Below are 22,264 nucleotides of genomic sequence, written 5' to 3' on the forward strand. Positions count from 1 at the left end.
AACTGCCTTTATGTTGTCAACCGGTCGACTGTATTTACTGATCCAGGTATGTAAGGTGTTTTCATTCACGCCAATTTCTCTGGCGGTTTGGGCTACAGGTTTATCCGATTCAATGGCCAACTTTACCGATGACTCCCTAAATTCAGCTGTATAGACTTTGGGTTTTTCTTGGATCATTTAAATACATTCCTTCTTTCAGTTATTTTAAGGAATGTGTCCGGTTTAGTGTAGCCACATCAAGTTTGGATGGTGTTCTAAACCAGAGGGGGCAAATTTAGATTGCCGATGAAGCAGTAAAAGGGGTCAAAATTACATTGCCGTTGACAATTACTGTATCATTACTAGTATTATGACATGCAGGTAGAGATTATGTTTGACGGCAGGTACGGTATCCCGATACATTTTTTGAACGAATGAAAAAATACGTCTGCATTTCTGCATTTCTGCATTTCTGCATTTCTGCATTTCTGCATTTCTGCATTGCTCCAATGCGATTCTACCAACTAAGGATCGCGGTATATTCTATTGCTTGATATGAGTAACGTCCCCAAGCGTATTCATCCACTTATCTCTATCGTTACGCCATTCTATAATTCGATTGGTAAAGCAAATCGTCTTTTGTCTACATTTGCTACGATGAGCGACCCCGATGTTGAGCTTATATGGGTGGACGACGGATCAACTGACGAGACTTGGTCATATCTGCAAAAATACAAAGATAAGATGTGCTGTAGGTGCATTGTCGTCCAGCAAGAGAACAAAGGACCAGGGGGCGCGCGTAACCACGGTCTGTCATTGGCATCCGGACGCTACATATGGTTCGTTGACTCCGATGACGACATCAATCCCTCCGCAATCGGTACTGTGAGACGCTTGGGTACCTGCGATTATGACTTTATCGACTTTGAGGTGAAACATTTTTCCGATGACGAAGGGCGGATCAAGCCGTCAGCGGGTCTACGAGCGGGCGCCTTAGAACTTCTTGAGGGTGAATATTACACCAAGAAGGTGACTCGCTACTCTCTGTTACACACTGTCGGCTGGCTCTGGACCAAGGTATTTAGGCGAGAATTCCTCGTAAATCATGGAGTTTTCTATCCAGAATATTGTGTTTACGAAGACACGCCGCTATTCTTCTGGCTTCCTTTTATTGTAAAGCGATTCTACAAATCTAACGATGTCGCGTACTTCCATCATCAGGAACAGGAATCTGTTACCAGATCTGTGGGTCACAAAGGTCCTCGCTTCTATGATCGCCTACCTACTGCTTCATACGGCCTCATGCTGACCAGTAGGTTTACTTGTAGTCGCAGTGAGCGCTTGCTCAGTGAGGAAAAGTTCAAACTCATTTTTCTTCTTCATACCCTCAAGATTCTCTACATCTCCGGTGATTGGCTAATGATCCCTCGCGTGATGAGGTTTTACCGAGAAGAGGCACGTCGACTTGGCGTTAGTATAAGCCCACTGCGGATGATTTCTAAAAGCCGACTGGTTTTATTCATTGCTCCTTGGTTATTATCGTACTTATACCCATCCCAGCGTAACTACTTTGATAAGCTTCATCTACACGCGTGGGGGGTACCCATACAATATCCCACATCTGAGAATGTGTTATAAATGGTCCATCCTGAAAACGCGCACTGCGCTGTTTTAATGGACTAATTCCTTTATTTATCGAGCGTATATTTTCTGGGGCGACTACTTATTACAAATGGCGTGCTAAAAATACGGTGGTATGGATACTGAGATGATGAAGCGTTTAAGAGAGCTTGAAGACGAAAATCATCGATATTAGAAATATGTATGCTGAAGAATGATTAAAATCTCAACTGCGCCAGGAAGCACTTGAGGGAAAGTGGTAAAGTTATCTTTACAAAAAAGAGATACACAGGATGTGGTTGAGCAGCAAGGCATCACAATTACATTGATCTGTGAGGCATTTGGTATAAGTCAAACGTGCTACCTCTGGCAACAGAATGGCTCTGGACAATATAATAGGATACCTCGAAAAACCTGTAAATTCTGAAAAGATTTATATGTAGCACATTGATTTTAAAATCAATTTTTTTCAAAAATAGGGTTTTTCGAGGTGGCCAATAACGAACGGTATAACTCAGCTGAAATGTCGGTTGTCCTCGGCATCGATACCTTTACCTGGTAGTAGCTCTGCGATCTGCAACCACTGTGTATCGCTCAACTATTATTTTTTTGCCTATAACAGAGTGATTACGGATTACAGCGAGTCCGTATTATTTAACAACCGAGACAGTAATTCCGGCTTTGCGCAGGCAGCGCAGCAGAAGATGATTGCTGGTACTGACGACTATCCAGCCAATTTTGAACCAGCCACATTTCTTGAAAGTATTCAGTGAAGCGACATTCGTTGAGCGTATATGTGTCACGATCCTGGAATAGCCATGCTTCTTAATATCCTCGCACATCATTTCCAGTAGTAATGCTGCAGCACCTAATCCACGGTAATGGGGGCGGGTGAATAAGTAGCCAAGGAAGACATCTCCAGATGCCAGACCAATATCTAAATCCGTTGGTGAATCGACTCGAATAACAGTGCTGTGGCTGATATTTGTTTGTGATACAACTTGTGTTCCATCAATCAATGCATAGATACTGGCATCGTCTTGAATAAGTTGTGTAACGCCTCGGCCACTTTGTGAACTGATTTGTTCGATCAGTTCATGCGGATGCATGGCAATATCCTGAGTGGAGTTTAGAGAAATAAAGTGGAATGTCTCTGTTCCGGATTTTTTGACAAGAGGCTGTGGCAACGACGCCTGTTGCCGAGTCAAATCAGTTGCGTAGAAAAAATAAATCTCTACTCTACATAGTATTTTAATCAGCCAGAATGCTGCCGCCTTGAACCCTCCCTTATATCTCAAGAGTGCCAGTCTTTCTCGCCAGGCATTCATGATATTGATTTGCTAAATAAAGTAAAAGTAATCATTACCAACCCCAATCACCCCGCCAGGATAAAGTAAGCCATCACATGCGGTGGCTGCTATTCGTTTAGATAAAAATATCAATCTTACGCATCAGGTTAGCCAATTTTTTTTGGGGCCAGCTCAATTGTTCCCAGTAGCGCGGATAAGATTGGCGCCGTACCAATTCGATTTCTTCTGACCAAAATCCTTTGCGATTCGCGTGTTGATGCAGATCTAGATCAGCAATTTCATTGTTTTCGATGATGACAGGACCCCGTTCAGTCAAAGCGATATCCCAATGGTGGAGATTCATCCCCATGAGATAGTTTTCTGCTTGTTCACAAATTTCTGTTAATTTTGGCCAGTCTGGCAATATGTATCGATCGAATGGTGCGCCGGTATCAGGATGAATAGTAACTGCCTCGATCTTTCCGTTAATCTTGCCAACGACTCGAGTGATCTGGCCGTTAGTTATGTTTACACCCCCCAGTAAATTTCCGGAAGCACCATGCTGAAAGTTATCCACCATGTTCGATCCGACAGGAATACGCCATACTGCACTGACAATGGCATTTTTGCTATTAATGCGGGCAGAAGTGACACGTATGCTGCTGACGCGAGGGCCACAGACACGCTCAATTTCCGGGTGTGGTTTGAGCTGTTCTTGAAACAGAATGCCGTGTGAAGATTTTGGGTTGAGTGACTTGATCCATTCAATCACGTTATGTTGCTCGCCGTTCAAAAAAACGATGCTGTCTGATTCCGGTGAATACTTTTGTAAGCCCAGAGCCCCCCAGCCATAAGCACTATGACTAGGTTTGACAAATAATGGGTAATGCTGGGGGGTGCGGAGATAAGCAGCAGTTTCATCGATATTGTTTAATGTAATGGCACCCGGCAAATTTCTACCATCGAGATCATATACTGCATGAATTCTGGGCATGGGGAGGTCCGTTGCCATCATGAAAAGTGTCATCGGTAACTTTTCGCCCAGCATGAACCAGCGAGTGTCATTACACACATAGTTGAGCCGGTATTTACGGCCATTTCCCAGAAATTTATTGCGTTCTTCAGCGCTCAGGTCATCCAGTTCATGCAAGCGATAATCAATATACTCTTGAAACAACAAGCGCTGCGAACCAAAGCGCATGCGCAGCACTTCAGATAATGTTGCGAAAGGTGTCTTGCGAGCACGTTTGCCAAACAGGATATTGAGAATATTCATGCGGTGCCTTAAAGTGATTGAAAGAACATCAATGAAATTGAGTGATGAAATCTTCCCAGATTGCATCTTCCGGTCGCATGGAGCCCTCAACCCAAACGGGCTGCGAAGCCTGATCAGATAATTTCCAGTGTCCCGGGCATTTCGCAATCGCCCACCCTTCGTAGTAATAACTAATTTCTGCGATGACAGGCTCGCCGTTTCGTCGCAGAACATCGACAGCGAGTGACTGGGTTTGCAGTATTTTTGCCGTTTGAAAAGCAAGGAGAAGTGAATCCAATGGAATTTGAGTGGGATCCCAATCTATGCGGCCGCTACCGCTTGCCCGAAAATCTCCTGGTCGATTATATCGTTTGAATGCAAAGGCACGATTACCGATGATGGTTATACGGATATCAAAGTCATTTCCAGGCAGGAACTCTTGGAGCAGCAAATATCCTTTATGAAATTCTATATCTGTTTTCTGTGATAGAAATATCCGTGCTGCTTCTCTTGCACGCCTGGCGAACCAACGGAAGGGCAGATTGGCTGGTGGCAGTGCGTACATACCGGAATCAAACAGTGCATAAGCGTGGTGGCTTGCCTCACGGCTGTTATGTACAAGTTCAACATTCGTTGAAACGATACCGGAAGATAATTTTAGTACCAATGGATAATTAGCCGAATTAATAAATTTATCCGCCTGTGATTTTGACCAGAATACCCAGGTTTCGGGAGTAGGGATGCCTGCCAGTTGCAGAAGATAAGATTGCGCTACCTTATCGTCAAAATGCCATATCGTATTATGATTGGGAAATGTTGGGATTTTATTGATATGTGCCAAGGCTGCGATTAATCTGCGGCCGGGGCGGCTAACCGAGAGTGGTTGGCCAAACCACCACATGAACCCATCACAATCTTTGAGTTGATCCAGCCAGTTAGTCGAATCAGAGAAAATATCGATATCTTGGGTTGTGATGTCCCGCTGTGCAGCCAGCTCATGCCAATGTGTCGAAAAGGACTGCCAACGGTTACTTGAAAGATGTTGGTGATCGTGTTGAATGGCGATAATTAGTTTATGCATTATCGTAAAGAATCAAATTTTTTCAGGAAGGGGGTAATTTTTCTGGTGATCCACGAGAGTTCACTTAAGTAAGATCGATAAGAGTAAGCAAGTACTTCTTCGAGTTTCGGTGAACGAAACCCTTGTCGGTTTGCATATTGATGGACATCCATGTCACCGAATACGTTAATTTCCGTAATGATGGGGCCTTGGTCAGTCAGTGCAACATCCCAGTTTTGTAAGTTAAGTCCAATCATGGTTCTGCCCGCCAGCATCAATGTTTCAACGATACGTTCCCAGTTCGGGATTATGAACCCTTCGAACAGGTAACCTGAATCCGGATGGCAGGTTACAAGGCTAATTTTACTGTCCTTCCGGCCATAAACCTGAGTTACTCTGCCAGTTTCTATATCGATACCACCGAGTAAATTGCCGGATACTCCATGGCAAAAATTATCCGTCATATTTTTCCCAACCGGGATTCGCCAGCATGCACTAATAATTTCAATTCCTTTTGCGGTGCGGCCTGTCGTTACACGCAAGCTGGAGATGGCTTGACCACAGATACTGGCGAGGATCTTTCCTGGTCTTAACAGCGCCTGGAATAGGATGGTTTTTGGCTGCTGATCAATTTTATGAGCAAAACTATCTAGCGGCTCCCTATCTCCGTTGATATAAATCAGCTCTCTGGATTGTTTATCATAGCCCTGAACTCCGGATGCACCCTCCCCAAGCATTCCGTCATCCGGTTTTATGAATAATGGGTAAACTGCCTGGTTGGTGAGATATTCAATAACAGTAATTTCATTACTTAATGCCGCTACGCCAGGTAAGTAATAAGTGGAATTTTTGTCGTAAATCGCGTGAATTTTAGGTATTTGGAATCCACCACCCATCATGAATTGTGTGAATGGAATTTTGTAATGCAGCATGAACCATTGTTTTTTATTGCAGCGGATATGCAGGCGCCATTTTCTGTCTTCCCCGATGAAACGTTTGCGTTCCTCTGTGGTTAGCGTCTGATCCGTATGTAGTTGATAACTTATATACTCTCTGAGTGATAATCTGTGCCCGCCAGCCCTCATGAGTAGAGCTTCATATAATCGACCAAACGGTTCCGGGCTTTCACGTAAGATAGTCAGTAGTTCATGCATGGCAATTAGATTCCTAAAGATCTTAATGAAAACATCATCGGCGAACTAGATCAATAACCTCATGGTAGCTGCGTTTGTTGAAAAACAATGTAAGACTTCCATATACCAGTATTCCAGTGACAATCAAAATCAATAGTTTTGCCCATTGATCAACATGATCTGCTAGCAGTATGGCTGTTGCCTGTACTGCCAGATACATTCCAATGGTGGTGCCCATGGCTGGCATCATGGCATAAAAAAAATCAGACAATCGTAGCTCTATTACCCGGAGCATACGCTGGATATTGATAAAAAATACTAATGGATAAGCAATAACCCAGCTTAGTGCAACGCCCTCCAACCCCCAGTTGCAGCCAATCAGGAAAGCGATCGGCATAACGATTGAGGCCAGGAGTACATTTCTCATGGTGACATCAGGCCTGCCCAGCGCATCAACAGCAGAAGGCAGGAAATTTGCAATCATACGTAAAGGCATCATTAGTGCTAGCAGTTGCAGCGGCAATATTGCGTTATGCCATTTTTCTCCAAGGAACAGCTGGACTATTTCATCAGCAATACTGGAAATTCCCCATAGTATGGGGAAAGCCACCAGGCTAAGCATTCGGGCTGCTTTAAGTATAAAACTACCAAATTGTTCACGATTATCCTGGATTCTGGAAAAGACAGGAAATGCAACCTGATTAATGATTGCGGAAATTCGCTGTACAGGTAATGAAGCAAGCTGCATCGCAATAGAATAAACCCCGAGCGTTTCCTTGCCCAACAATTTGCCGATAATGGCAATGTCTGCCTGGGTATAAAAAAACCAAAGTAAACGCGATAAGGTGACATTTCCACCAAAAGACAGAAGATTACGTATACTGACTATAGAAAATTTTGGGAGAAAATGCAATGGAGCTACAACGTTCATTGCGATTACGCTGAGTATGCCGGCGAACAGATTCCCCAGAACAAGCGCCCATACACCAAATTGTGCGAATGCCAGTATCAGTGTCAGTATGCTCCCAACGATCGTCGTTAAAAAGCTAATCAGTGACAAACTTCTAAATTTCAGCTGGCGATACAGCTGAACGCTGGGAAGCGTACCGAAGATAGTCAATAAAAATTGAAGTGACAAAACATGCAAAATCAGTATTAATCTTTCCTCATCAAAAAAAGCTGCAATGAAAGGAGTCAACAGATTGAGCAATAGCAGCAGACTAATATTTGCGATGATGACGATGGCAAATACACTGCGTAAAGCAGTTTCGTCAAGATCCTGTTTCTGAATCAGTGCAGGGCCAAGCCCAGCCTCGGACAACATCAACATGAAAGCAACAAATACCGATGCCATGGCCAGCAGGCCGTAGTCTTCTGGTGTCAGCAAACGCATCACAACAAGCGTGATTGCCCATGTAATGACCTGTGCTCCTAGCTTTCCACCCGCCGTCCATTTGAGCCCTGTCAATACCTGCTCGCGCACTGTCGTCATATGATGGTTATTTCCCATTGATCCGATGAAGTTAAATCCAATTTAAAATCTGCGGATAAACATTCATCAAGATTTTTAAGTTCGGTACCTATTGGTAAAAGAGATGAAGTGCGGTGGTGACGAGTACAAGAATCTCTCTTTTCTTGTTTGGCGCTATTAAATTTGATTCTTATTTGGTGCAACTTTAGACCAGTATCGATATAAAATTCCTGGGGTTTGGAGCAGATATGAGCGATCACTTTGTCTGAACCGCATCAGAATTGTCCATAGACGTAGGTAAAAAAGGTTCAAATACTGGTGTGAGAACACCGAATCTCGACTAAGCTCTTTTGCATATTTCAATGCATGCAGTTTGTTCTGTCTGGTTGCTTCAGTACTTGAATTCCATTGATATGTAAGGCCCTCTGGTTGGGGCAGTGGGCAAGGCATGTGACCTGGATATGCTTGCCATGGCACTTCCAGCACTGCTTTAGGAAAATAGCTCAACCATTCCATATAGAAAACATGGCGTAGAAAGGGATCTATCGGGAGTTTAATGATTTCTGCAATAAAGTTGGAATCAAAAAATGGGAGCTCAAATTCCACCCGTCCCAAATCTATGTTCTCAAAATGATTAAACATATGTCGACGCTGATCATTCAGCATCAGAAATAAGTAAAAAATCCGTCCAGGATCACCTGAATGGATTGAATCCAGCTCAGATCGGATTCCATCATTGAGGAAATTAATTAGGGTTGAGGCTATCTTCGGTTTCAAAAGCTTAGTGCTTATCCCGCAATTATTATAGGTAAAAAATTCTTTCTTTGCCCTCCCCATATCCTTTTTTCGTGAGGCTTGGATAATTTCTGGATTTAGATATACATGCCCAAGGCCTACGCTACCTCCATCACCAGACCAGATAACACGGGGCTTAGGTAGCTTCTTGTCCGTGTAAGTCGTTGAATTTATCCATTTGTTTACGGATAACTTGTGATATGAATCTCGCTCATCTTGTTTGCCTATCTGCAGATGGGTATGATGAGTTCCCAGCTTTTCAGCGGCAAGTTGCCCAAATACCTGATCCTGACTACCAAGTGGGGCAAAATTGGAGGTGACTATCGCTACATCAAGACTTCTCAGTGCGCCAACGATGGCGCGAGAATCGAGGCCGCCGCTTAAAAATGCCGCGACAGTTTTTTGTTCCTGCAGCCGTATTTTGACCGAATCAATGAATATTGTATGAAGGTGTTTAGCAGAAGTACCTATGTCACTATCACTAGTTTTTTCGATGGGTAACTTATCCCATTCCCAGTACTTTTGCCGGTTGATTGTTTCGTTTGAGAAACTGATTGTTTCGCCGGCATAGAGCGTAAATATATTTTCATAAGGGGAACGATCGGATAGCGGATAACCAAAACACGCAATTTCTGCCACTCCCTGAAGATTCAACGATTTTTTCTGGAAGGATAAAGCTTCCAGAATTCGTAATGCAGTCGAGAAAATGATGAAATCGGGCAATACCCAATAGTAAACAGGCCGGACACCAAGCTTGTCTGTTACTAAGTGAAGTCTACTGTTTGCATATTCGTAGATGACCGCGCAGTAGGTTCCGCGACAAGCATAAAGAGCATCCAGTTTTCCGGCTGCCAGATCAAATGCCAGATTTTGCAGACTTTCCGCACGCGGCCCTGGCATCATACTAGGGTTAGCTTGATATAAGGGGTCACCCGCCGCAAACGCAGTCAGCTCCTTGTTAGAAAAACTTCCTGGCTGTTTCAATACATCGATATCAACTTTTGCGAGATAAATCCCGTTATCAGTAAATTCTATTACAGCATTTTTATCATCAGGATGACGTGATATTGCCGTTCGAAGCTCACTTATAAGCGAATTAGGTATAATTTTATCTTTATGACGGGCGAGAATCCCTGCAAAAATTGTCATTGGGAAGTAGTAAAAAGTGAACAAGTAAAAATAGAAAATATACCCATCAATTATTTTTTAATTGTAGAGAGCTCTTGCTGTAAAGATGGTTGCAGCTAAGGTGTGGCAATCGTGCCATTTCAATAAATTTAAAGATATTGATATATACCCTATCTTATACAACTTACACTTAAATCATTTTAATAAAGACTGGCATCTTTCTGCGGATATTATCGTTCTAAAATTAATACAGTTTCTTGTTAAATAACCTGTTTAGATGAGGACTTTATTCTATCCTGTTTGATTTTAACTAGGAATTCTGGGAGCAGTCGGTCAAGTTTTTTAGAGCAAGTGGATTTGACGATAAATCTTGATTTGGCGAGGGATAGCAGGTAATTGTCCAGAATGGATCGCTCGATGCAAATTAGATTTGAACCTGTAGAATTTCTGATCATGAGTTTCTTATGATTGTTTTTTATTCACAACATTGCTCCTGTATGCCATGGTTGCATGGTGGTGCATAACTAACGACTACTAATCTTGTCTCTACGCGATATTATTATAGGTATTATTGTCCTGATTGCAGGATTATATGCATTACGCCGTGCGTGGATCGGGCCATTGCTCTGGACGTGGTTGAGTACCATGAATCCTCATCGTTACGCATGGGGGATGCTCGCTACCGCTCCGGTTGCCGCTTATGCTGCAGGTGTGACATTACTCGGATTAGCTTTTACTAAAGAGCGGCGTTCACCTTTTATAGGTCTGCCTGTCACTGTTTTTGCCTTCTTTGTCATGTGGATAACTTTATCTTGGTTGATGGGGCGTGATGTATCAGAGGATTACTGGCAATGGAGTAAGTGTGTGAAAATTTATCTAATGATATTCGTCACCGTTGCTTTACTCCAAACCAAAGAGCACATCATGGCGTTTGCCTGGGTTCTGATTGGATCACTGGCAATATTAGGCGCTAAGGGGGGGTTTTTTACACTTATAACATTGGGGAATTACCGTGTATGGGGTCCCCCCGACTCTTTTATTGCGGGTAATAATGAGTTTGCTTTGGCTTTGATCATGATTATCCCTTTGGTATATTTTTTGCAATTTCAGGTTACGCAAAAGGTATGGCGTCATGCGCTTAGTGTGGTGATGTTGCTGTGTGCTGTTGCTGCTTTCGGATCATATTCTCGAGGGGCTTTGGTTGCTATTGCAGCTATGGGAACCATGTTCTGGTGGCGTAGCCCGAAGAAAGGAGAGGTAGCAATATTTATCTTTATTATTGCGCTAGCAATGATACCCATGCTTCCGGAACAATGGTGGGCGAGGATGGATACTATTTCAGAATACCAGGCAGATGAATCAGCTATGGGGCGGTTAAATGCATGGGGTGTAGCGTGGGAGGTGGCGTTACATAATGTATTTGGTGGGGGGATGAGCTATCAATACCAAGATTATTTTCTGCTTTATGGAAAATATGAGTCTATTGTGCGAGCAGCACACAGTATATATTTTCAGATTTTGGGTAATCATGGTTTTATAGGGCTATTCCTCTTTCTTCTTTTGTGGATAACCACCTATCGCGATGCTGGATGGTTAAGAAAAAATGCACGTAATGAACCACATACTTTGTGGGCTGCTCAACTGGGAGCGATGGCGCAAGTCAGTCTAGTTGGGTATGCAGTGGGGGGGGCTTTTTTAAGCCTGGGCTATTTTGACCTGCCTTATAATCTTATGGTATTGGTAGTAATGACTAAAAAATGGGTAACTTCTAAGGCGTGGCAGTGTGAAGAGGTAAGTCATAAGCCTTGATTTTACTTTTTTCCTAAATTTTGTATAGCTTGTTTCGCTTGCCTTATGTACTCGCCTCCGGAAAATCTATTATCCCCAATGAAATGGATAAGTTTTGCGTGAGCAATATTGATCCCTGGCTTCCAGTAGGGATAGTGTTCGAAAGGTAGCATAAGAGCTCGATCGGAGTTAGCGATCAGAAAATTCGATGCAACTTGTTCACTTCCCCACTGTTTCCATGTATCCAGTCCGCCAAGTAGTTGCTCCATTGACTTTGAGAATTGTTTCAAATCCTCAATCATTACTGAATTTCTCCCAAATCCGGCAAAACCAGAGCATCCCCGGACATAGCGTAAACTCTCGGCACTTGGGAGCTTTCTCATGGCACGCTCCGCCAAGATTTGCACATGGCTGCTATCAATGTTATCGGCAAAAGTTGCTGTCTCTTGTACAGGTGCCACCGTACGTCCTTGAAGAGTGGAGAGCGTAAAGCATCTATTTTCTCTGACACAAACCGCAACTTCATCAGGATAATCGCGGGTTACAGTATCTGAATCGAGTTGAACGATATAATCATCAGTGCAGCGGTTTATAATGCTCACTAACCTTTCCCATGTCCCTCCTGTTGGACAACCCTCAGTTGGAATATTATGAGTCGATATGAACTCAGCTGCACCCAAATGATTAGATATGATTTCTTTATCTGATCTTGTAAACCCATCGTCAATCACTATAAAACTTTTCGGCCGTACAAAATGAGCGAACGATTTTGCTGCGATTAAAAACATAAAGAGATCACGGTGGTAACTTTGACTCAGTATAACTAAGTTGCTGGTTGGGTCACAATTTACAGGCGGCGTTTTAAGAATATCTTTTACAGTAAAATCGAAAATCTGTTTTTTGATCCTTTTTAGAGAAATCATTTTTGCATTATCCTAATTTAGGTTATAGCAATTACCGGGGAAAAGTGTTATTTGGTGAGTTCTTTTTCAAAAATATGCCTTAAGAGCCCCTGACTCGCATTTTCCACCAGGTCCAGCACTCTTTCGAATCCATGACTGCCCCCGTAGTAAGGGTCAGGCACTTCCTGGTGAGTACTCCATTGATTGCCGTATTGTAAGAACAGCCCTAACCGGTCAATATATTGTGACGGACAATCTTGCTGCAGTTCTTCCAGGTTGTGATGATCCATTGCTAGGATATATTGGAAGCGTGAAAAATCTTCTGGTGCGACTCTTCTGGCGCGCAAACCTTGCATGCCATAGCCGCGTTTTAGGGCAGCCTGTTGTGAGCGCCGATCCGGTGGTTCGCCAATGTGATAAGCGTGTGTCCCAGCAGAATCAACATGAATGAGGTGTTCCAACCCGGCAGATCTGACATGGTGCTTGAAAACTGCATCCGCCGTAGGCGATCGACAAATATTTCCCATGCAGACAAACAACACGCTGATTTTTTCTACCTTCAGATGCTCCATTTATCTTGCTGTTATAATTAATTAAGGGTTCTGCAATTATACCTTTGATCATAAAAAATCATAATTTCCATTTCTGACTTCTTTATCTGCACGATCTGAGATTTACCACCAGGATTTATTCACGATGAGCAATCGTTGGCAGGCTGTTTTGAAAACTGCTGCTTTCCTTAAGCCCTATAAATCATCGATGGGTTTCAGTCTGCTGGCATTATTTCTGACTGCCGGGATTACACTTTCGATCGGGCAAGGCATACGGCTACTGGTGGATCGGGGGTTTGCCACGCAATCTCCTGAATTGCTGGCTCAGTATGTTTTAATCTTCCTGATGCTCGTAGTGCTGCTCGCAATAGGTACGTTTACTCGTTACTACTGGGTGACTTGGCTGGGTGAACGGGTAATCGCGGATATACGACGTAAAGTGTTCGCGCATCTAATTGATTTACATCCGGGGTTTTTTGAAACTAATCGCAGCCTTGAAATTCAGTCTCGTCTGACTGCAGATATGACTTTGTTGCAATCTGTAGTGGGTTCTTCTATTTCAGTTGCATTACGTAACCTGATTATGTTGATTGGCGGTGTGATCTTGCTATTTATTACTAATGTCAAACTGACCATAATCGTTATGCTCAGTATTCCGCTGGTCATCATACCTATTTTGCTATTTGGTCGCCGTGTGCGTTTACTGTCGCGCCAGAGCCAGGACAAGGTGGCGACTGTTGGTGCTTATGTTGGAGAAATGCTCGGGCAAATTAAGACGGTACAGGCGTACAACCATCAAGCAGTGGATAAGATGCATTTTAATCAATATGTGGAGGATGCATTTCTTATTGCTCGTCAACGGACATTACAGCGCGCCTGGTTGATCGCAGTGGTGATTGTTCTGGTATTCGGTGCAATCGGTGTGATGCTTTGGATCGGTGGTATGGATGTAATCGAAGACAGAATCAGCGGCGGGGAGCTGGCAGCATTCATTTTTTACAGTATTATCGTTGGCTCGGCAGTAGGATCGGTTTCGGAGGTGCTGGGTGATTTACAGCGTGCTGCGGGAGCCGCAGAGCGCACCATGGAGTTGCTGGAGGAGCCCTGCCAAATCTATTCACCCGCTAATCCTTGTCAGTTGCCAGTGGTGACAGGCAATATTGTGTTCCAGCAGATATGTTTTGCTTATCCGTCACGACCGGAAATACAGGTCATCAATGATTTTTCACTGACTGTGCGGCCAGGTGAAACGTTGGCACTGGTTGGCCTCTCAGGTGCGGGTAAGTCAACTTTGTTTGACTTGCTACTGCGTTTTTACGATATACAGTCGGGTAGTATCAAATTAGAAGGCATAGATATCCGTGATCTGGATTTGTCTGATCTCAGACGCAGCTTTGCATTAGTGTCCCAGAATCCAGCATTGTTTCACGGCAGCATCGAACAGAATTTACGTTACGCACATCCAAATGCTACAAATGCCGAGATTGAAGCAGCTACCAAGGCAGCCTTCATACATGATTTTATTCTGTCATTACCACAGGGTTACCAAACCAATCTGGGCGATACTGGCTTGGGGTTGTCTGGTGGTCAGAAACAGCGATTGGCCATTGCGCGGGCTATTCTGGTGGATGCTCCAATTTTATTACTGGACGAGGCAACCAGCGCATTGGATAGTCAGAGTGAGAGCTGGGTGCAGCAGGCGATTACCAGATTAAGTGCAGATCGGACCACTCTTGTTATTGCACATCGTCTAAGTACAGTTGTTACTGCTGATCGCATTGCTCTTATCCATCATGGTCATCTGGAAGCGTTGGGGACGCATGCGGAATTGATGAAGTCCAGTGATCTCTATGCGCGCCTTGCCATGTCACGGTTCCAAACATCTGGTTGATATTATTTATTAAATATTAGCTATTTTTTCGCTGAAGCTGAGCCACATGCAGGACATTGTGGATCTTTTTTCAGTTTGAATGAGCGCAAGCGCATGGCTAACCCGTCCAGGAGAAGTAGGCGGCCATGGAGTGTTTCACCGATTTCCAGTAAAACCTTGATAGCTTCGGCAGCCTGAATACAGCCGATAATGCCTGTTAGTGGGGAAAATACACCCATTACGGCGCATCCGGGATCATCACTATCTCCCGAGTCAGGAAATAGGCAATGGTAACAGGGGCTATCACTCTGACGCAGATCGAATGCGGCAACTTGCCCGGTGAACCGGACAGCTGCGCCTGATATCAAGGGTTTACGATGATCCAGGCAGGCTTGGTTGAGTATGTGGCGTGCCGAGAAATTATCACTGGCATCAATTACGACATCGACACCACTAATTTCCCTGTTTAATAAATCAACAGTGGCATGTCGTGCCAGGGGGATAATTTCTATTTCTGGATTGATGCGCTGCAGTGTATTTCTAGCGGAATCAGTTTTAAGCTCACCAACCGAAGCCGTGTCGTGCAGGATCTGGCGTTGCAGATTAGTCAGATCAACCCGATCATGGTCACAAATAACAAGTCTTCCAATCCCGCTGGCGGCAAGATAGAGAGCAGAAGGAGAGCCTAATCCACCAGCCCCAAGAATGAAAACACTGGATTGTATTAGTTTTGTTTGACCGGAAAAATCAATTTCCGGTAACAAAATGTGGCGGCTGTAACGTAACAGTTGTTGATCATCCACGTTGCTCCGCCACCTTGTTCGGAATGAATTAGCCTTTCGTTGCCTTGGCTGTTTTGTGTTTGGATTTTTGAGACATGGATTTCAGGTGATTAATTGCTTTGGTCAACAGCTGGTCATCACTGGATCCGAATTCCATAGGCTCATGATTTATTGGTTTCTTGTTTGTCTTATTCTTTGATTCTTTGGAAGATTCAGTACCTTTTTTCTTGAGGGTTGATTTCTTACCGGTACTTTCTTCTTGATTATTGTTTAAATGGCGGTTGAGATCAACTTCTCTTAACAGACGAGAGTTGTTATCAGTATCTTCATCCAATATATCCGGCGTGATACCTTTAGCCTGTATCGACTGACCATTAGGCGTGTAATAGCGCGCTGTTGTTAGCTTAATGGCAGTGTTATTGCTAAGAGGCAAGATGGTTTGTACCGATCCCTTGCCAAAGGTTTGGGAGCCCATGATGATGGAGCGTTTATAATCCTGCAACGCACCTGCAACGATTTCCGATGCGGAAGCAGAGCCGCCATTAACCAACGTTATCATTGGTATGGTCTTGATACTCTGCGGCAAACCTGCTAGAAAATCGCGACCAGTACTGCGGAGATAATATTCGGGGTTTGCACGAAGTTGCATTTTGGCGTCATTGGTACGTCCCTCTGTATAAACTACCAGTGCATTACTTGGCAGGAAAGCAGCTGAGACTGCTACCGCACTATTCAGTAAACCACCTGGGTCATTTCTTAAATCCAGCACCATGCCTTTTATGGGAACCTTGCTTTCACTGTAAAGCTTGGTAATGGCTTCAGCCAGATTTTCTCCCGTACGCTCCTGGAACTGGGTAATGCGTACATAGGCGTAACCCGGTTCAATGAGTTTGGATTTGACACTCTCAATTTTGATCACATCTCGAACAAGCGTGAATATGAGGGGTTCAGCTTCCCCTTCACGAATAATGGTGAGTGCAATCGAAGTATCTGGTTTCCCGCGCATCCGTTTAATGGCGTCGTTGAGTGTCATGCCTTTAACAGCTGTATCATCAATTTTTATGATGAGATCACCGGTTTTGATGCCCGCACGGTATGCGGGTGTATCTTCAATCGGGGAAATGACTTTGACCAGCCCATCTTCCATTGTTACCTGTATGCCTAATCCGCCAAATTCCCCTTGCGTCCCGATTTGCAGTTCTTTGTACTCTTCACTGTCCAGGAAAGCCGAGTGCGGATCCAGTCCGACCAGCATTCCATTAATCGCCTCGGTGATCAGTTTCTTGTCTTCAACAGGCTCAACGTAGTCACTCTTGATACGCCCGAAGACTTGTGAAAATGTGCGCAACTCCTCAATCGGGAGTGTTTGCAATTCTTGCTTGATTTCCTTATCAGCAATGGCGGAGAAGTTCAAACTGACCATGACCCCGGCAATGATGCCGACAAAGACTAAACTGATTTTATTCATAAAATTACGCATGTGGTGTATTTGCTCTGCCCTTTATCTTTTCGGAAGAATTTATATGTACTTATTAAAATATTTACTATCAGCTTTTTGAAGCTATTCTATTTTTACCCAGCCCAGTGGATCAAAAGGCTTGCCTTGATATCTGAGTTCGAAATACAAGCCTGATTCAGCATTTCCACCACTGTTGCCGACTATTGCTATCGTATCACCACTTTTAACTTTATTGCCCACCCGTTTGTAAATCGCTTCGTTGTTGCCGTATAGGCTCATGTAATGGTTGCCATGATCCAAAATCATTAAATTTCCAAACCCTCGTAACCAGTCGGAAAATATAACTTCCCCACTTGCAATGGCCTTGACTTCATTGCCTCCTGAAGAACGAATAAACAATCCTTGCCATTTTATACCACCATTTTCGCGCGGGCTGCCGAAGCGGTTAGTTAGCTCCCCCCGGACGGGTAGTCGCAACTTTCCTTTTAGTGCAGCAAAAGAACCCTTTTGTTCAATGGCATCAGGTAATTTATTATTACGCAATGCAGATTTATTGTTTTTGTTGTTTGATTTTGTGGGAGTGCTTTTTTTACGAGCAAGCTGTTTATTGAGTTTCTCAATCAGCTTGGAAAGACGCTGTTCATCTTGTTTCAGTTCGTCAATTTTTTTTTGCTGACGAGAAACCTCATTGGAGAGTGATGCGAGGATTTCTGATCGTCGATTTTTCTCCAGTTCGAGTTGTTGCTTTTGATGGAGCTGCTCGTTCCGGATTTGTTCAAGAGATTGATTTTGAATGCGGCTTGCATGAGCCAGTGTATCCAGATCAGCCAACTGGTTACGTAAATTATCGATATTTTTGGAGCGAGCCTGTGCTATGTATCTATAGTAGTAAAAGTTACGAGTAGCTTTGCCTGGATCTTGTTGCTTGAATAATAATTGTAAATATTCCCTATGTTTTGTCAGGTGCTGATAATAAATTAGCTTTCCAAACTGCGTTTGTCCGGCGTTGGCTTTATCCCGGAGCTGTGCTGATTTTTTTTGTAAGCGGGCAAGCTTGTCTTGTGCGTTTTTTTGCTGGCGCGTAAGCTGGGAAAGTTTGTTGTGCAGATCGCTTATTGATCGTTCGGAATCACGAAGTGCATCAGCTGCTCTGATCTTGGAAGATTTTTTATCAGTCAGGTCTTTTTGCAGGACGTCGATACGAGTGCGCAGATCATGCAGCTGTTTTTGATTATCCAAATTGGTTTGAGGAATCGCATACAGCAGAGGAGATGAAAATATATTTACTAAAAGCAGAAGACAAACAGTCCTGGATAATATCTTCCCTATCCCCGGGAAGTAATGTGGCGCTAATGTGAAATCTGCAATGAAACCAGCAAACATTAAGCTCCGGCTTTATCCTGATTCGCGACAGCTGATATTGCTTCCCCAATTACACTGTCATTACCCAAGTAGTAGTTCGTTAGTGGTTTCAGGTTGTTATCCAACTCATAAACCAGAGGAATTCCTGTCGGTATATTGCAGTTCAAAATATCTTGATCTGAGATATTGTCGAGATGTTTAATCAGAGCGCGTAGCGAATTCCCGTGAGCGGTGATAATCACTTTTTTTTCTGCCTTAATTTGTGGGGCAATTGACTGATTCCAATAGGGAAGAAATCTTGCCACGGTATCCTTGAGACTTTCAGTAACCGGAATATCACCGGAGGGAAGGCCGCGATAACGCATGTCAAAACCAGGGTAGCGCTTATCATCGGTTGTAATGGAAGGAGGGCGAGTGTCATAACTGCGTCGCCATATGAGTACCTGTTCATCACCATACTCCTTGGCTGTTTCTGCTTTGTTCAAGCCTTGCAATGCGCCATAATGACGTTCATTGAGCCGCCAGTTAAGTTCGATCGGAGTCCACATCTGATCCATTTCATCCAGTGCGATCCACAGCGTGCGGATGGCTCGTTTGAGTAGCGATGTATGCGCAATGTCGAAGGTAAAGCCATTTTCGCGAAGTAGTCTTCCGGCATTTCTAGCTTCTTTGAACCCTTTGGGTGTCAAATCAACATCGGTCCATCCTGTAAAGCGATTTTCCTGATTCCAGGTGCTTTCTCCATGACGTAGGAGAACAAGTTTTTTCATGTCGGCCTTAGAGTTGAGCGGGGGGGAGAAAATTACATATAAGTAACTTTTGTAGTTTAATATATTTTACCTTAAGGTGCAGCAAATCAGGACTGATCCGATCTTAATAATCCCCCATTTAGTTGAGAAACTCGGGCATTGACGTGATCCGGTTTCGCAGGTAGCATCCTTGGGTTTATGGATTTAAAGCTGAGGGACGGGATGACGCGTGCGGGGTTTGTGGCGGGAAACTGGAAAATGCATGGTAATTTGGTTCAGAATCAAGAATTGCTTGCCGCAATTGTTTTGGGTATCCCATCATTGCAGAATGCGTCCTGCGCGGTATGTGTGCCTTATCCCTACTTGGCGCAAGCGCAGTCAGTGTTGAAGGGTACGCATGTGGCATGGGGGGGGCAGAATATTAGCCAGCATCATCAAGGTGCTTATACCGGAGAGGTATCGGCAGGTATGCTGACCGATTTTGGTTGTCGTTATGTAATTGTGGGCCACTCGGAGCGGCGGACGCTATACGGTGAAGATAATCAGATGGTTGCGGAGAAATTTCACTCCGCCCAGGAGCAATCGCTAGTACCAATACTCTGTGTCGGCGAAACGCTGGCGCAGCGTGAGGCAAATGAGACCGAACAAGTGATAGCTAGGCAGCTTGATGCGGTGATTGGTCTGGTAGGTGTTAATGCGATAAAGCAATCAGTTATTGCATATGAGCCGGTATGGGCAATTGGTACAGGAGAAACTGCTACTCCCCAGCAGGCGCAGGATGTTCATGCATTTGTAAGGAATCGAATAGCTGCTCATAACAGCGAAATTGCAGCAGATATCCAGATAGTTTATGGCGGAAGTGTGAAAGCAAATAATGCGTCTGAATTATTTGCGATGCCTGACATTGACGGAGGGTTGATTGGGGGAGCTTCGTTAGTTGCTGCAGAGTTTATTTCGATTTGTTTCGCAGCGCAAAGTTGAACGGGGATAAAGTATATTGTGGAAACACTTATTTGGTCAGTACATATCATTGCAGCAGTAGTTGTTGTTGTTTTGGTTCTGTTGCAACAGGGGAAGGGCGCAGATATGGGGGCGGCGTTTGGAGGCGGTTCTTCCGGGAGTTTATTTGGTGCTAGTGGATCTGCTAATTTTTTAAGCAGGATGACTGCATTGGCAGCTACAGTTTTTTTTGTTACCAGCCTGACGCTAACTTATTACTCAGGTGGTGATAAAGACGAAGGAAGTGTCATGCAAAAACTGGAGATGAAGTCGGATAAGGCGGCTGATTCGACCGGAAATGTTGAAAGTTCAGGTGCGGAAAACGAAAGTGGCTCCACATCAAGAGCTGGTGAAATTCCGGAATAACCTTGTATTTCCAGTATAGAGGCATTGGAAATAATAGAATAAGTTTATTCGCCGACGTGGTGGAATTGGTAGACACGCCGTCTTGAGGGGGCGGTGGCGAAAGCTGTGCGAGTTCGATTCTCGCCGTCGGCACCAGGCGAGCATATTTACAAATAGGAATTAAGCGAAAATCAATTTTATTTCCATGGTTTAGTAAGGAATTGGAGATGCTGGATACCATGCTTGGGAATTATTTCCCTATTTTATTGTTTATTTTGGTGGGTCTGCTAGTTGGCACATTATGTTTGGTGGCGGGTTGGTTGCTTGCGCCAAACAAGCCGGATGCCGAAAAATTGTCGACCTATGAGTGTGGGTTTGGTGCATTTGAGGATGCGCGCATGAAATTTGATGTGCGCTACTATTTAATTGCAATCCTGTTTATTTTATTTGATTTAGAAATAGCTTTCTTATTTCCTTGGGCAGTAGCGCTGAAAGAAGTGGGATTGTTTGGTTTTATTGCGATGCTAGTATTTCTTGGATTGCTCGTCGTCGGCTTTATTTATGAGTGGGCTAAGGGTGCTTTGGAATGGGATTAAATAATGGGTATTGAGGGTGCATTAGACAAAGGATTTGTTACCACAAACCTTGATTCCTTGATTAATTGGGGACGCACAGGATCAATGTGGCCTATGACATTTGGGCTGGCTTGTTGCGCAGTTGAGATGATGCAAACCGGTGCATCTCGCTATGACTTGGATCGGTTTGGAATTGTTTTTCGTCCGAGTCCCCGTCAGTCAGATGTCATGATCGTTGCGGGTACGCTATGTAATAAAATGGCACCAGCTTTGCGCAAGGTTTACGATCAAATGGCCGAACCTCGTTGGGTAATTTCCATGGGATCCTGTGCAAATGGTGGTGGGTATTATCATTATTCCTATTCGGTTGTCCGAGGGTGCGATCGGATAGTGCCTGTCGATATTTATGTGCCGGGTTGTCCTCCTACTGCAGAAGCTTTGCTTTATGGGATTATTCAGCTGCAGAATAAAATCTGGCGTACTAACACAATCGCGCGTTAGAGAATAAAAATGACAGATAGTCGCGTAGATAAACTTGCAACAAATTTACAGCAAGTACTGAGTGATCAGCAGGTTGATATGAGTCATGCGTTAGGTGAGCTAACTATTTTAATTCATTCCCGAGATTTGCTGGGTATTGCTGAAACATTAAGAAACCATACTGATTTGGCGTTTGATACGTTAGTTGATTTATGTGGCGTAGATTATAGCGAATATACGACAAATACGCATGCTGGATATAAGCGGGGTGACAAGCGCTTTGCCGTGGTGTATCACTTGCTTTCCGTTAAGCATAATCACAGACTGCGGATACGTGTATTTGTAGACGATAATGAATTTCCCATGCTTGATTCAGTGATACATATATGGCCTTCAGCTAATTGGTATGAACGAGAGGCATTTGATCTGTTCGGGATTGTTTTTAATAATCATCCAGATTTAAGAAGAATTCTTACAGATTATGGTTTTATAGGAAATCCATTTCGTAAAGATTTTCCATTGTCGGGGCATATGGAAATGCAATATGATCCAGAGCAAAAACGAGTGATATATCAGCCTATTACTATTGAGCCTCGTGAAATTACGCCATATATCATTCGCGAAGAACAATACGGTAAGGAAGAAACATGACACGCTCTATGATTAATCAGC

At 43.8% G+C, this 22,264-nt stretch carries 20 protein-coding genes and 1 tRNA gene; 9 read left to right on the top strand and 12 right to left on the bottom strand.

The annotated features are described in order from the left end of the window. The first annotated feature begins 534 nt into the window (after positions 1 to 534). Positions 535 to 1,617 (top strand): glycosyltransferase family 2 protein, encoded by a 1,083-nt coding sequence (locus ABF86_RS00155; RefSeq protein WP_074685020.1) that lies wholly within the window; start codon positions 535 to 537, stop codon positions 1,615 to 1,617. A gap of 632 nt (positions 1,618 to 2,249) precedes the next feature. Here ABF86_RS00155 and ABF86_RS00160 read toward each other — a convergent pair. The 6 genes from ABF86_RS00160 to ABF86_RS00185 all read right to left on the bottom strand — a co-directional run bounded on the left by ABF86_RS00160 (position 2,250) and on the right by ABF86_RS00185 (position 9,751). Continuing rightward, complete coding sequence (locus ABF86_RS00160; protein WP_160803391.1) at positions 2,250 to 2,927, bottom strand: GNAT family N-acetyltransferase; 678 nt, start codon at positions 2,925 to 2,927, stop codon at positions 2,250 to 2,252. A 97-nt stretch (positions 2,928 to 3,024) separates the two neighbouring features. Continuing rightward, positions 3,025 to 4,164, bottom strand: a complete 1,140-nt coding sequence (locus tag ABF86_RS00165) for a sugar-transfer associated ATP-grasp domain-containing protein (RefSeq protein WP_074685018.1) — start codon at positions 4,162 to 4,164, stop codon at positions 3,025 to 3,027. Positions 4,165 to 4,192: 28 nt separating this feature from the next. Beyond that, entirely contained in the window at positions 4,193 to 5,224 is a 1,032-nt protein-coding gene (locus ABF86_RS00170; RefSeq protein ID WP_074685017.1) for a hypothetical protein, read from the bottom strand. Beyond that, positions 5,224 to 6,357 carry a sugar-transfer associated ATP-grasp domain-containing protein gene (locus ABF86_RS00175; protein ID WP_083341442.1) on the bottom strand — a complete coding sequence of 378 codons (1,134 nt, stop codon included), beginning with the start codon at positions 6,355 to 6,357 and terminating at the stop codon, positions 5,224 to 5,226. The genes ABF86_RS00170 and ABF86_RS00175 overlap by 1 nt, the downstream gene beginning before the upstream one ends. Positions 6,358 to 6,391: 34 nt before the next feature. Further along, the gene (locus ABF86_RS00180) at positions 6,392 to 7,828 is read right to left on the bottom strand and encodes a lipopolysaccharide biosynthesis protein (RefSeq protein ID WP_160803392.1); all 1,437 of its coding nucleotides are present in this window, start codon (positions 7,826 to 7,828) and stop codon (positions 6,392 to 6,394) included. A gap of 156 nt (positions 7,829 to 7,984) precedes the next feature. Next, positions 7,985 to 9,751 (bottom strand): asparagine synthase-related protein, encoded by a 1,767-nt coding sequence (locus ABF86_RS00185; RefSeq protein ID WP_074685014.1) that lies wholly within the window; start codon positions 9,749 to 9,751, stop codon positions 7,985 to 7,987. A 519-nt stretch (positions 9,752 to 10,270) separates the two neighbouring features. On the opposite strand from ABF86_RS00185, the gene ABF86_RS00190 reads away from it, so the two are divergent. Further along, positions 10,271 to 11,539, top strand: coding sequence for a putative O-glycosylation ligase, exosortase A system-associated (locus tag ABF86_RS00190; RefSeq protein ID WP_074455949.1), 1,269 nt, complete (start codon positions 10,271 to 10,273; stop codon positions 11,537 to 11,539). Between the two features lie 2 nt (positions 11,540 to 11,541). On the opposite strand, the gene ABF86_RS00195 is transcribed toward ABF86_RS00190, so the two are convergent. Together ABF86_RS00195 and ABF86_RS00200 are read right to left on the bottom strand one after the other, a co-directional pair. Then, positions 11,542 to 12,441 carry a hypothetical protein gene (locus tag ABF86_RS00195; RefSeq protein ID WP_074455950.1) on the bottom strand — a complete coding sequence of 300 codons (900 nt, stop codon included), beginning with the start codon at positions 12,439 to 12,441 and terminating at the stop codon, positions 11,542 to 11,544. Between the two features lie 47 nt (positions 12,442 to 12,488). Continuing rightward, on the bottom strand, positions 12,489 to 12,992 hold the full coding sequence (locus ABF86_RS00200) for a low molecular weight protein-tyrosine-phosphatase (protein ID WP_074455951.1): 504 nt from the start codon (positions 12,990 to 12,992) through the stop codon (positions 12,489 to 12,491). A gap of 124 nt (positions 12,993 to 13,116) precedes the next feature. On the opposite strand from ABF86_RS00200, the gene ABF86_RS00205 reads away from it, so the two are divergent. Beyond that, the gene (locus tag ABF86_RS00205; protein ID WP_074685013.1) at positions 13,117 to 14,862 is read left to right on the top strand and encodes an ABC transporter transmembrane domain-containing protein; all 1,746 of its coding nucleotides are present in this window, start codon (positions 13,117 to 13,119) and stop codon (positions 14,860 to 14,862) included. A 20-nt stretch (positions 14,863 to 14,882) separates the two neighbouring features. Here the strand turns inward: ABF86_RS00205 and ABF86_RS00210 are convergent, their stop codons facing one another. The 4 genes from ABF86_RS00210 to gpmA form a co-directional block, all read right to left on the bottom strand. Beyond that, positions 14,883 to 15,644: a HesA/MoeB/ThiF family protein gene (locus ABF86_RS00210; protein ID WP_011634000.1), complete on the bottom strand. Its 762-nt coding sequence runs from the start codon at positions 15,642 to 15,644 to the stop codon at positions 14,883 to 14,885. A gap of 28 nt (positions 15,645 to 15,672) precedes the next feature. Next, positions 15,673 to 17,103, bottom strand: coding sequence for a S41 family peptidase (locus ABF86_RS00215; protein ID WP_074685012.1), 1,431 nt, complete (start codon positions 17,101 to 17,103; stop codon positions 15,673 to 15,675). Positions 17,104 to 17,184: 81 nt separating this feature from the next. Further along, complete coding sequence (locus ABF86_RS00220; protein WP_011634002.1) at positions 17,185 to 18,465, bottom strand: peptidoglycan DD-metalloendopeptidase family protein; 1,281 nt, start codon at positions 18,463 to 18,465, stop codon at positions 17,185 to 17,187. Continuing rightward, positions 18,465 to 19,214: a 2,3-diphosphoglycerate-dependent phosphoglycerate mutase gene (gpmA, locus tag ABF86_RS00225; RefSeq protein ID WP_011634003.1), complete on the bottom strand. Its 750-nt coding sequence runs from the start codon at positions 19,212 to 19,214 to the stop codon at positions 18,465 to 18,467. Before gpmA ends, ABF86_RS00220 begins: the two co-directional genes overlap by 1 nt. Before the next feature lie 201 nt (positions 19,215 to 19,415). Here gpmA and tpiA point away from each other — a divergent pair, with 201 nt between their 5' ends. The 6 genes from tpiA (at position 19,416) to ABF86_RS00255 (ending at position 22,243) form a co-directional block, all read left to right on the top strand. After that, positions 19,416 to 20,174 (top strand): triose-phosphate isomerase, encoded by a 759-nt coding sequence (gene tpiA, locus ABF86_RS00230; RefSeq protein ID WP_074455989.1) that lies wholly within the window; start codon positions 19,416 to 19,418, stop codon positions 20,172 to 20,174. 18 nt (positions 20,175 to 20,192) lie between these two features. Further along, positions 20,193 to 20,558, top strand: coding sequence for a preprotein translocase subunit SecG (gene secG, locus ABF86_RS00235; protein ID WP_074685011.1), 366 nt, complete (start codon positions 20,193 to 20,195; stop codon positions 20,556 to 20,558). A 50-nt stretch (positions 20,559 to 20,608) separates the two neighbouring features. Beyond that, positions 20,609 to 20,693: transfer RNA gene (locus ABF86_RS00240), tRNA-Leu, on the top strand. Between the two features lie 83 nt (positions 20,694 to 20,776). Next, positions 20,777 to 21,133, top strand: a complete 357-nt coding sequence (locus tag ABF86_RS00245) for an NADH-quinone oxidoreductase subunit A (RefSeq protein ID WP_011634006.1) — start codon at positions 20,777 to 20,779, stop codon at positions 21,131 to 21,133. A gap of 3 nt (positions 21,134 to 21,136) precedes the next feature. After that, positions 21,137 to 21,613, top strand: coding sequence for an NADH-quinone oxidoreductase subunit B (locus ABF86_RS00250; RefSeq protein ID WP_011634007.1), 477 nt, complete (start codon positions 21,137 to 21,139; stop codon positions 21,611 to 21,613). A gap of 9 nt (positions 21,614 to 21,622) precedes the next feature. Further along, positions 21,623 to 22,243 (top strand): NADH-quinone oxidoreductase subunit C, encoded by a 621-nt coding sequence (locus ABF86_RS00255; RefSeq protein ID WP_011634008.1) that lies wholly within the window; start codon positions 21,623 to 21,625, stop codon positions 22,241 to 22,243. Positions 22,244 to 22,264 lie beyond the last annotated feature (21 nt).

The organism is Nitrosomonas sp. GH22 (assembly GCF_009833115.1).
In the GTDB taxonomy this organism is placed as follows: Bacteria; Pseudomonadota; Gammaproteobacteria; order Burkholderiales; family Nitrosomonadaceae; genus Nitrosomonas; species Nitrosomonas eutropha.

Excerpts from the sequence above, each read along its gene's own strand:
- ABF86_RS00155 (WP_074685020.1), top strand. The coding sequence starts at position 535 with ATGAGTAACGTCCCCAAGCGTATTCATCCACTTATCTCTATCGTTACG.
- ABF86_RS00160 (WP_160803391.1), bottom strand. The coding sequence starts at position 2,927 with ATGAATGCCTGGCGAGAAAGACTGGCACTCTTGAGATATAAGGGAGGG.
- ABF86_RS00165 (WP_074685018.1), bottom strand. The coding sequence starts at position 4,164 with ATGAATATTCTCAATATCCTGTTTGGCAAACGTGCTCGCAAGACACCT.
- ABF86_RS00170 (WP_074685017.1), bottom strand. The coding sequence starts at position 5,224 with ATGCATAAACTAATTATCGCCATTCAACACGATCACCAACATCTTTCA.
- ABF86_RS00175 (WP_083341442.1), bottom strand. The coding sequence starts at position 6,357 with ATGCATGAACTACTGACTATCTTACGTGAAAGCCCGGAACCGTTTGGT.
- ABF86_RS00180 (WP_160803392.1), bottom strand. The coding sequence starts at position 7,828 with ATGACGACAGTGCGCGAGCAGGTATTGACAGGGCTCAAATGGACGGCG.
- ABF86_RS00185 (WP_074685014.1), bottom strand. The coding sequence starts at position 9,751 with ATGACAATTTTTGCAGGGATTCTCGCCCGTCATAAAGATAAAATTATA.
- ABF86_RS00195 (WP_074455950.1), bottom strand. The coding sequence starts at position 12,441 with ATGATTTCTCTAAAAAGGATCAAAAAACAGATTTTCGATTTTACTGTA.
- ABF86_RS00200 (WP_074455951.1), bottom strand. The coding sequence starts at position 12,992 with ATGGAGCATCTGAAGGTAGAAAAAATCAGCGTGTTGTTTGTCTGCATG.
- ABF86_RS00205 (WP_074685013.1), top strand. The coding sequence starts at position 13,117 with ATGAGCAATCGTTGGCAGGCTGTTTTGAAAACTGCTGCTTTCCTTAAG.
- ABF86_RS00215 (WP_074685012.1), bottom strand. The coding sequence starts at position 17,103 with ATGCGTAATTTTATGAATAAAATCAGTTTAGTCTTTGTCGGCATCATT.
- ABF86_RS00220 (WP_011634002.1), bottom strand. The coding sequence starts at position 18,465 with ATGTTTGCTGGTTTCATTGCAGATTTCACATTAGCGCCACATTACTTC.
- gpmA (WP_011634003.1), bottom strand. The coding sequence starts at position 19,214 with ATGAAAAAACTTGTTCTCCTACGTCATGGAGAAAGCACCTGGAATCAG.
- tpiA (WP_074455989.1), top strand. The coding sequence starts at position 19,416 with ATGACGCGTGCGGGGTTTGTGGCGGGAAACTGGAAAATGCATGGTAAT.
- ABF86_RS00245 (WP_011634006.1), top strand. The coding sequence starts at position 20,777 with ATGCTTGGGAATTATTTCCCTATTTTATTGTTTATTTTGGTGGGTCTG.
- ABF86_RS00250 (WP_011634007.1), top strand. The coding sequence starts at position 21,137 with ATGGGTATTGAGGGTGCATTAGACAAAGGATTTGTTACCACAAACCTT.
- ABF86_RS00255 (WP_011634008.1), top strand. The coding sequence starts at position 21,623 with ATGACAGATAGTCGCGTAGATAAACTTGCAACAAATTTACAGCAAGTA.